This window comes from Asanoa hainanensis (genome assembly GCF_900188485.1).
GTDB lineage: Bacteria > Actinomycetota > Actinomycetes > Mycobacteriales > Micromonosporaceae > Asanoa > Asanoa hainanensis.
On the sequence record NZ_FZPH01000006.1, the window covers coordinates 147,321 to 154,039 of the forward strand.

Annotated in this window: 6 protein-coding genes; 4 read left to right on the top strand and 2 right to left on the bottom strand. The window is 70.5% G+C overall.

Annotated elements, in window-relative coordinates; all coding sequences use genetic code 11:
• Positions 1-852: a LysR family transcriptional regulator gene (locus CHC05_RS16870; RefSeq protein WP_089249829.1), complete on the top strand. Its 852-nt coding sequence runs from the start codon at positions 1-3 to the stop codon at positions 850-852.
• Here CHC05_RS16870 and CHC05_RS16875 read toward each other — a convergent pair.
• A complete protein-coding gene (locus tag CHC05_RS16875; RefSeq protein ID WP_089249831.1) occupies positions 849-1,568 on the bottom strand; it encodes an SDR family oxidoreductase in 720 nt (239 codons plus the stop codon). The genes CHC05_RS16870 and CHC05_RS16875 overlap by 4 nt on opposite strands.
• Before the next feature lie 90 nt (positions 1,569-1,658).
• Here CHC05_RS16875 and CHC05_RS16880 point away from each other — a divergent pair, with 90 nt between their 5' ends.
• On the top strand, positions 1,659-2,534 hold the full coding sequence (locus CHC05_RS16880) for an aminoglycoside phosphotransferase family protein (protein ID WP_089250360.1): 876 nt from the start codon (positions 1,659-1,661) through the stop codon (positions 2,532-2,534).
• Here the strand turns inward: CHC05_RS16880 and CHC05_RS16885 are convergent.
• Positions 2,525-5,194: a discoidin domain-containing protein gene (locus tag CHC05_RS16885; RefSeq protein WP_089249833.1), complete on the bottom strand. Its 2,670-nt coding sequence runs from the start codon at positions 5,192-5,194 to the stop codon at positions 2,525-2,527. The two genes, CHC05_RS16880 and CHC05_RS16885, sit on opposite strands and share 10 nt — an antisense overlap.
• A 646-nt stretch (positions 5,195-5,840) precedes the next feature.
• Between CHC05_RS16885 and CHC05_RS16890 the strand changes: the two genes are divergently transcribed.
• Together CHC05_RS16890 and CHC05_RS16895 are read left to right on the top strand one after the other, a co-directional pair.
• Complete coding sequence (locus tag CHC05_RS16890; RefSeq protein ID WP_179266226.1) at positions 5,841-6,287, top strand: DUF305 domain-containing protein; 447 nt, start codon at positions 5,841-5,843, stop codon at positions 6,285-6,287.
• Between the two features lie 32 nt (positions 6,288-6,319).
• A complete protein-coding gene (locus CHC05_RS16895) occupies positions 6,320-6,697 on the top strand; it encodes a hypothetical protein (protein ID WP_089250362.1) in 378 nt (125 codons plus the stop codon).
• The last annotated feature ends 22 nt before the right edge of the window (positions 6,698-6,719 follow it).

Genomic DNA, 6,719 nt, shown 5'->3' on the forward strand with positions numbered 1-6,719 from the left:
GTGGGTCTTGATTTGCGGAAGTTGCGGTACTTCGTCGCTGTGGCGGAAGAGCTGAACTTCGGGCGGGCGGCCGAGCGGCTGCGAATCGCCCAACCCGCCCTCAGCCGCCAGATTCGCGCGCTGGAGCAGGATCTCAAGGTCGAGTTGTTCGACCGTTCCAGCCGGGGCACCGAACTCACCGACGCCGGGCGGCGGTTGCTCGACGACGCCCGGCCGCTGCTCGCGTCGGCTGACGCTGTGGAGCGAAGAGTGCGGTCGGGCGGGCGGTTCACTGTCGCGTTCATGCCGGGCATCCTGGTCACCGCGGCCGTTCGCGAGTTCGCGGCCGAGTTTCCCGACCTGGCCGTCGAGGTGTTGCGCACGTCGTACCAGGAGCAGGCCGCGGTCCTGCTCGACGGCCGGGCCGACGTCAGCTTCGTACGCATGCCGGTGCCGGCGGCCGGGTTGACGATCGTGCCGCTGTTTACGGAGGCACGGGTGGTGGCGGTGCCGGTCGAGCACCGGCTCGCCGGGAAGGACCGGGTGCACGTCGCCGACCTGGCCGACGAGCGGCTGCTGCAGGACCCGGACCTGGTGCCGGAATGGCGTGACATCGCGGGTGCGTCGCGCGCGGGCTGGCGGTCGGGGCCACTGTCCACCATGGAGGAGAAGCTCGAGCACGTGGCGGCGGGACAGGGCTTCATCGTGGTGCCCCGGTCCGCCGCCGCGCTCTACACCCGGGCCGACGTCGGCTACGCCGAGCTCGACGGGGTCGCCGACAACCAGGTCGCGCTGGCCTACAACGCGCAGCGCGGGGGCGCGGAGCTCGACCGGTTCGTCGAGATCGCGGTCCGGCAGTTCAGCGCCGCCTAGGCGACCAGTGCGCCGCCGTCGACACCCAGGACCGTGCCGGTCGAGAAGGGCTGGTCGATCAGGTACGCGTAAGCCCGCGCCACCTCGTCGGTCTCGCCCACCCGGCCGACCGGCAGCGACTCGCCGACCTGCCGGAAGTAGGCGTCTCGGGCGTCCTCGCCGAGGCCCGCCCAGAGCGGCGACCGGGTGACTCCCGGCGCGACCGCGTTGACCCGCACCGGCGCGAGCTCGATCGCCAGCGCCTTGGTCAACGCGCTCACCGCGCCGCAGATGCTGGCCGCCACGGACCAGCCCGCCGACGGACGCTCCCCCGCTGACCCGGTGGTCAGGGTGATCGAGCCGCCGGCGCGGATCCGGGGTTTCGCGTGCTTCACGGCCATGAGCGCGCTGAAGAAGCGCAACACGAAGAACTCCTGTGCCTGGTCGAGCGGCATGTCCTCGACGGTGAGCAGGCGCAGCGGCTCGCCGGCCGTGTAGACGAGGTGGTCGAAGGGCCCGATCTGGTCGAACAGCGCCTCGACGGCGTCCTCGTCCCGCAGGTCCGCGACGAACCCCTCGGACCCTGCCGGCAGTTTGGCGAGGGCCTTGTCGACGCTGGCCTGCCGGCTCGACACGACGACGACCTCGGTGCCGCGTGCGCTCAGCAGGTCCGCCACCGCGAGGCCCAGTCCGGAGGTGCCGCCCAGCACCACTACGCGTTGCCGTTGCTCAGTCATGCGGCCAACCGTGCGCCGCGCCGTGCGGGGTCGCCAAGACCGCTTTCGTCGTACCCCATGCCGTTTGGGTATGGCTGGCACAATCGCACGGTGACCGCGCCTGTTGCCGACCTCGACGTCGATGCCGATCTCGTCACGCGCCTGCTCCGGGCGCAGCATCCCGACCTGGCCGGGCGCCCGTTGCGGCTGGTCGCCAACGGCTGGGACAACGTGATCTTCCGGCTGGGCGACGATCTGTGTGTACGCCTGCCGCGACGCGAGGTCGCCGTGCCCCTGCTCGTCAACGAGCAGCGGTGGCTGCCCACCCTGGCGCCCGCGCTGGGGGTGAGCGTTCCGGCGCCGGTCCGGGTCGGTCTGCCGGGCGAGGGTTATCCGTGGCCGTGGTCGATCTGCGCGTGGTTCCCGGGCGAGATCGCCTCGCAGGTCCCGGTCGTGGAGCGGCGCGCGGTCGCCGGCGAGCTCGCGACGTTCATGAACCGGTTGCACGTGCCGGCGCCGGTCGACGCGCCGGTCAACCCGGTGCGGGGTGTCCCGCTGGCGGTGCGCGACGAGCAGATCCAGGACCGGCTGACCAGCGGCAAGCTGGCGCGCGAGCGCGAGCTTCGCGCGCTGTGGGACGAGCTGCGGGCCGCCCCGGTGTGGGACGGCCCGAAGCTGTGGCTGCACGGCGACCCGCACCCGGCGAACCTGGTGCTGCGTGACTCGTCGTTGGCGGCCGTGCTCGACTTCGGTGACCTGACCGCCGGCGACCCGGCCACCGACCTGGCCGCCGCCTGGCTCGTGTTCGACGAGCCAGGGCGGGCGGTGTTCCAGGCCGGCATCGAGGCCGACGCGGCGACCTGGCTGCGCGCCCGGGCCTGGGCGCTGGCCATCGGCACCGCGATTGCCGTGTTCGCCGACATCCACCCCGGTTTGGCGGGTGCCGGCGAACACGCGATCAGTCAGGTGCTGGCGGATCAGGGATAGTTGTTCAGGTACTGGATCTCGGCGCCGGCGCGGGCCGTACCCCCGGAGTTGTTGATGATGCGGTTGATCGTGCCGGCCCCGCCGAGCGAGACGGTCACCATGTTCTGGAACCGCACGCCCGCCTTGGTCGGCACCTCGAACGAGCGCTCCGCGACCACGGATTCGTCCAATGTGAACACGCAGTACGAGCCGAGGCCGATCGCGAAGTGGTCGTTGACGGCGTCGTTGACCTTGTAGGCCGCGTACCCGCGGGTCGTCCCGTTCATCCACGACGCCTGGTTGGGCATCTCGTACGGGAACTCGTTCTGATAGAAGTACGTCCGGCCCCGCTCGCCGTTCCAGATCGTCTGGTACTTCTGGAAGTGCTCGACGAACAGGCCGTACATGGTGACGTCGTCGCCGTTGACGGTCAGGCCCGTGTCGGCGGTGTTGACCGACCAGCCCACCCCGTCGCCGTGGTCGGCGCGCCACAACCACATGTGGTCACCGATGACGTCGTCGCTGTTGACGGTCAGGGTGTTGGTCGCCCGACCGACGCCCGGGCCGCCGATGCGGAAGAACACGTCGTGCAGCGAGACCGGGTTGGCGGCGTGGTCCGCGCTGGAGCCGGCCGGGCCGACCTCCATCAGCACCGGCGAGTTGGTCGCGCCGGCCTCGAACATGATGCCGCCGACCTTGACGCCGTCGACGTCGGCGATCCGCATGCCGACCGTGCCGTTGTCGGCCTGGATGGTCGCGAGGCCCAGACCGAGGATGACGGTGTTGGCCCGGTTGACCTGGATCGGCTGGTTGACGTGGTGCACGCCGGGGGTGAAGAGCAGGTTCTTGCCCTGCGCCAGCGCGAGGTTGATGGTGGCGACCGGGGTGCCCGGCCGCACGATGAAGAACGTCGACAGCGACAGTGACGAGCCGGCCGGGGTCTTGTTGAACCAGGTGGTGCCGACCGAGTTGGCGCGCAGCGCGGGCACGAACACCCGGTACTCACCCGTGCCGTCGACGTAGAGGAACGGCTTCTCGCGCACGGTCGGGGTGTTGGCGATGACCGTGTGCGACGGGTTCGGGAAGTGGTTCGGCGGCGCACCGGTCACGCCCTGGAACACCATGTTCCAGACCGAGCCGGCCCACGAGCCGAACTCGCTGTTGCGCGAGTACCACTGCTGCTGCGAGCCGGAGACGACCATCCCGTCGATCTTGGTGTCGGCCATGAAGCCGCCGCTCGACCAACCGTCGCCGCCGTTCCAGAGCTGGATCTGGTTGCCGCCACCCTTCAAATGCATGCGGCGGTACGGTGCCGCCTGCGAGACGGCCCAACGCTCGACGCTGACACCGGCGGGCAGGGTGACACTTAGGTTTTCGGCGGCCCGCCAGAAGTTCTGGGTGGCGTTGCCACCGAACCAGAAGGCTTCCGCGCGTACGTGGCCGTTGAGGTTGACGTCGTCGGGCGACATGCCGAGCCCGGCGACCTGGGTGAAGAAGCCGAGGTTGACGTCGGCGGTGTAGTTGCCGGGCTTGAACAGCACGGCGTAGCGCTCCGGGCCGAACTGGTTGCGCTCCTGCTGGGTGAAGATGCTGTTCAGCCGGCTCTGGATGGTGGCGGTCGGAGTCGACGGGTCGTACACGAAGGTGTTGGGCCCGAAGTTGGGGTTGCGGGGGTCGGTGGGCTCGACCGGGTCGCCGGTCGGTGGGTCGGTCGGCGGGTTGGTGGGTCCGGTGCCGGTGAAGATCCGTAGCTCCCAGAGTGAGTAGCCGTAGGCCGTGCCCCGGGCGGTGCCGTAGATGCGCAGGTAGCGCCCACTGGCGTTGACGTTGATCGTCTGCGTGCCGCCGGTGCCGGTCGTGGTGCTGTAGACGCTGGTCCAGGTCGTGTCGTTGTTGCTGGTCTGGATCTGGAAGGCTCGACCGTACGCAGCCTCCCATTGGAGTACGACCTGGCAGATGTTCTGGACCGAGCCGAGGTCGATCCGGATCCATTGTGGATCGGATGCGGCGGACGACCAGCGGGTGCCGGCGTTGCCGTCGACGGCGGCGGATGCCGGGAAGCCGGCGCCCTGGAGCGAGGAGGCCGTGGCGGGCTTGCCCTGGGCGGCGTTGGTGGTGCCGCAGCCGCCTGGGTTGGTCCCGCCGATGGTGCCGTGGACCTGGAACTCCCAGAGGCTGTAGCCCCAGCCGGTCGCTCGGACGGTGCCGTAGAGCCGGACGTAGCGGCCGCTGCCAGTCACCGGGAGCACCTGGGTGCCACCGGCGCCGGTGGTGGTCGAGTAGATGTTGGTCCAGGTGGTCCCGTCGGCGGAGGTCTGGATCTGGAACGACCGGGCGTACGCGGCCTCCCAGTTGAGCGTGACCTGCGTGACGGACGCGGTGGCGCCGAGGTCGACCTGGATCCATTGTGGATCGGATGCGGCGCTCGACCAGCGGGTGCCGGCGTTGCCGTCGACGGCGGCGGTGGCGGGCGTGCCGCCGTTCTCCACCGACGAGGCGGTGACCGGCTTGCCCTGAGAGATGACCGCGTCGGCGGCGCTGGCCGCGGACGCGACGGTCAGCACGCCGGCGACGAGGCTGGCCGCGGCAAGCCCGGCGAGGGCGGCTCGTCGCTGCGTCCAGCGCTTGCGGGGCGGCGTTGCTTCGGGTGGTGCGACGGGTGGTGGTGCGTCGGGTCTCATGTGCTTGTGCCTGCCTAACGGGGATAGGCGGCGCGCGCGATCTGCACGCCGGGACGGGGGCGTGACGCTTCGCCTGGAGAGCGCTCTCCGAGCGGCTCTGAGTTTGACCCTTAGTTCGGCTTTCGTCAATATCCGGGGGAGCGCTTTCCGGGGATTGACACGCATCGCAGTCTCGCACAAACTGGCCTCTGGCGAGAGCGCTCTCTCGCATAATTTCATCGATACCCCAAGATCTCTCACCGACGCCCGTCCCCGTCGAGGAGCCGACCGATGACCCCCCACCGCGCCGCGCTCTACCTGGTTTCGCCCGCACCACCGGACTGTGCCCGCCGATGACCCGCTGCTGTACCCGTTCTCGCGCTCGCGTGGCTCGCGGTGGTGCGAGGTGCCTGCCGATGTCCGCCGCCGCACCTGTCCTCACACCCCTTCCGCTCATACCGCCGGGCGGTGCGCGGTGATGACCCGCCGCCGCGCCGTGCTCGCGCTTGTGTCGCTCGCGGTGCTGGGCGGTGCTGTCGGTTGTTTCGAACCGGACCGGGGTGGGCCCACAGCCGTGGGTAGCTCGCCGCCTGGGGACGGCCCGTCCGCGGCCGGGTCCGGGGACGGCTCGGTCGCTACCGGGCCGAACACGACCGACATTGCCTGGTTGCAGTTGTTGATCGCGATGAACGAGCGGCTGTTGCCCGTGCTCGACCTCGTGCCCAGCCGCAGCGGCGACCCGGCCGTGCAGCTGTATGCGTCGGTGGCGCGCCGGGCGCGTACCGCCGAGCTCGAATCGCTGCGCAAGCTCGCCGCCGGCCTCACCCTTCCGGAGAACGAGCACCTCAAGCACGACATGCCGGGCATGCCTACCGCGGCCCAGCGGGCCGCACTGGCCAAAGCCAGCGGCAACGCCTTCGATCGCGGTTTCGCCGCCGCGATGATCGCGCACCTGGACCAAGCCTCCCGACTCTGCGCCGGCGAGCAGAACTCCGGCGCCGACCCGGCGTTCCGCTCACTCGCGGAGACGATCGCGCGCGGAGTCGGCGAGGAGCGTGCCCGGGCGTCCGCACTGGACGCCCGGGCCGCTTCGCCCTCGGCGAACACCCGTTGACGTCAGGCTGGCTTGACGGCAACGTCGAGGTCATGACGACGCCTGACCTGCTCGAGAAGGAACACACGCTCGCGACCGCCTCCGCTCGCTTCGATCTTCTCCGCACGTGGGAGGCGCTCGGTGAGCCGACGTTGGGTCGGGAGGAGACGCTCGAACTGCTCGCGCTGAGCGAGGTGTTGGTCCGCAAGGCGGCCTACGGGCGCCAGCTCAGCGTCCGCACCGCCCGAGCGGCCGGGGCATCGTGGTCACAGATCGGCGCCGCGTTGGGCACGAGCAAGCAAGCGGCCTGGGAAGCGCACGCCAAGTGGATCGACGACCAGGCCGAAAAGCACCGCGCCAACCGGCTGCACGGCCTCGGCGAGGAAGACGCCGCCCACCTCCGAGATCTGGCCGGCACCGCCGACAGCTGACCCCGCAGCGCCGCCGACCGCC

Excerpts from the sequence above, each read along its gene's own strand:
- CHC05_RS16875 (WP_089249831.1), bottom strand. The coding sequence starts at position 1,568 with ATGACTGAGCAACGGCAACGCGTAGTGGTGCTGGGCGGCACCTCCGGA.
- CHC05_RS16885 (WP_089249833.1), bottom strand. The coding sequence starts at position 5,194 with ATGAGACCCGACGCACCACCACCCGTCGCACCACCCGAAGCAACGCCG.
- CHC05_RS16895 (WP_089250362.1), top strand. The coding sequence starts at position 6,320 with ATGACGACGCCTGACCTGCTCGAGAAGGAACACACGCTCGCGACCGCC.